At 55.1% G+C, this 2,434-nt stretch carries 2 rRNA genes (1 of these 2 cut by a window edge); both read left to right on the plus strand.

Annotation, left to right across the window (positions count from 1 at the left end):
- A 23S ribosomal RNA gene (locus tag AC3RXY_RS15580) occupies positions 1-2,160 on the plus strand (it extends 1,043 nt beyond the left edge of the window).
- A 106-nt stretch (positions 2,161-2,266) separates the two neighbouring features.
- Positions 2,267-2,383 (plus strand): 5S ribosomal RNA (gene rrf, locus AC3RXY_RS15585).
- Positions 2,384-2,434: the final 51 nt, after the last annotated feature.

The following is a 2,434-nucleotide window of genomic DNA, read 5'->3' on the forward strand; positions in this document are numbered from 1 at the left end:
GAGGTAGAGCTACTGGATGGCCGATGGGCCCTACAAGGTTACTGACGTCAGCCAAACTCCGAATGCCGGTAAGTGAGAGCGCAGCAGTGAGACTGTGGGGGATAAGCTTCATAGTCGAGAGGGAAACAACCCAGACCACCATCTAAGGTCCCTAAGCGCGTGCTAAGTGGAAAAGGATGTGGAGTTGCTTAGACAACCAGGAGGTTGGCTTAGAAGCAGCCACCCTTGAAAGAGTGCGTAATAGCTCACTGGTCAAGTGATTCCGCGCCGACAATGTAACGGGGCTCAAGCACGCCACCGAAGTTGTGGCATTGACATTTTAGGTAGGCCTTCGTGGTCCAGCCGTGTTGATGGGTAGGAGAGCGTCGTGTGGCGAGTGAAGCGGCAGAGTGATCTAGCCGTGGACGCTACACGAGTGAGAATGCAGGCATGAGTAGCGAAAGACGTGTGAGAAACACGTCCTCCGAAAGACCAAGGGTTCCAGGGTCAAGCTAATCTTCCCTGGGTAAGTCGGGACCTAAGGCGAGGCCGACAGGCGTAGTCGATGGACAACGGGTTGATATTCCCGTACCGGCGAAGAACCGCCCCAGTCAATCCAGTGGTGCTAAACGCCCGAGCCTGGACATCGTACCCTTCGGGGTGCACCGTTCAGGGGAGCGCGTGACCCCATGCTGGTGCGGCTAGCGTATTAACAGGTGTGACGCAGGAAGGTAGCCCAAGCCACGCGATGGTTGTCGTGGTGCAAGTGCGTAGGCCGAACGGTAGGTAAATCCGCCGTTCATGATGGCTGAGACACGATGCGGATAAAAAGTGGGTGATCCTATGCTGCCAAGAAAAGCATCGACGCGAGGTTCTAGCCGCCCGTACCCCAAACCGACTCAGGTGGTCAGGTAGAGAATACCGAGGAGATCGAGAGAATCGTGGTTAAGGAACTCGGCAAAATGCCCCCGTAACTTCGGGAGAAGGGGGGCCATCCACTTATATGAGCATGCCTCAAAAAGGGTGTGGTGGCCGCAGAGACTAGTGGGTAGCGACTGTTTACTAAAAACACAGGTCCGTGCCAAGTCGCAAGACGATGTATACGGACTGACGCCTGCCCGGTGCTGGAAGGTTAAGAGGACGGGTTAGCTTCGGCGAAGCTCAGAATTTAAGCCCCAGTAAACGGCGGTGGTAACTATAACCATCCTAAGGTAGCGAAATTCCTTGTCGGGTAAGTTCCGACCTGCACGAATGGCGTAACGACTTCCCAACTGTCTCAACCGCGAACTCGGCGAAATTGCATTACGAGTAAAGATGCTCGTTACGCGCAGCAGGACGGAAAGACCCCGTGACCTTTACTACAGCTTGGTATTGGTGTTCGGTGTGGCTTGTGTAGGATAGGTGGGAGACTGTGAAGCCGTGACGCCAGTTACGGTGGAGTCATTGTTGAAATACCACTCTGGTCACTCTGGATATCTAACTTCGAACCGTGATCCGGTTCAGGGACAGTGCCTGGTGGGTAGTTTAACTGGGGCGGTTGCCTCCCAAAAAGTAACGGAGGCGCCCAAAGGTTCCCTCAACCTGGTTGGCAATCAGGTGTCGAGTGTAAGTGCACAAGGGAGCTTGACTGTGAGACTGACAGGTCGAGCAGGGACGAAAGTCGGGACTAGTGATCCGGCAGTGGCTTGTGGAAGCGCTGTCGCTCAACGGATAAAAGGTACCTCGGGGATAACAGGCTGATCTTGCCCAAGAGTCCATATCGACGGCATGGTTTGGCACCTCGATGTCGGCTCGTCGCATCCTGGGGCTGGAGTAGGTCCCAAGGGTTGGGCTGTTCGCCCATTAAAGCGGTACGCGAGCTGGGTTTAGAACGTCGTGAGACAGTTCGGTCCCTATCCGCTGCGCGCGTAGGAAGTTTGAGAGGATCTGACCTTAGTACGAGAGGACCGGGTTGGACGAACCTCTGGTGTGCCAGTTGTACTGCCAAGTGCACCGCTGGTTAGCTACGTTCGGGATGGATAACCGCTGAAAGCATCTAAGCGGGAAGCCGGCCTCAAGATGAGACTTCCATGGGCTTTGGCCCGAGAGGCTCCCAGCTAGACTACTGGGTTGATAGGCCGGGTGTGGAAGCGTGGTAACACGTGCAGCTGACCGGTACTAATAAGCCGATGACTTGATAACACCATCGTTTTGATGTTTGCGTCCACTGAGTGGTTCTCGATGTACGGTCGGGAACCTGATAGGCACCACGCGTGTCTTGAGGTTTTGATTGAAACATCTATAGTGTTTCGGCGGCCATAGCGTGAGGGAAACGCCCGGTTACATTCCGAACCCGGAAGCTAAGCCTCATAGCGCCGATGGTACTGCAGGGGGGACCCTGTGGGAGAGTAGGACACCGCCGGACTTCTTTTGAGCGAAATGGCCACCCAGTGCTGGGTGGCCATTTCGTGTTTAT

The sequence above is a fragment of the Microbacterium longlingense genome (assembly GCF_058349825.2).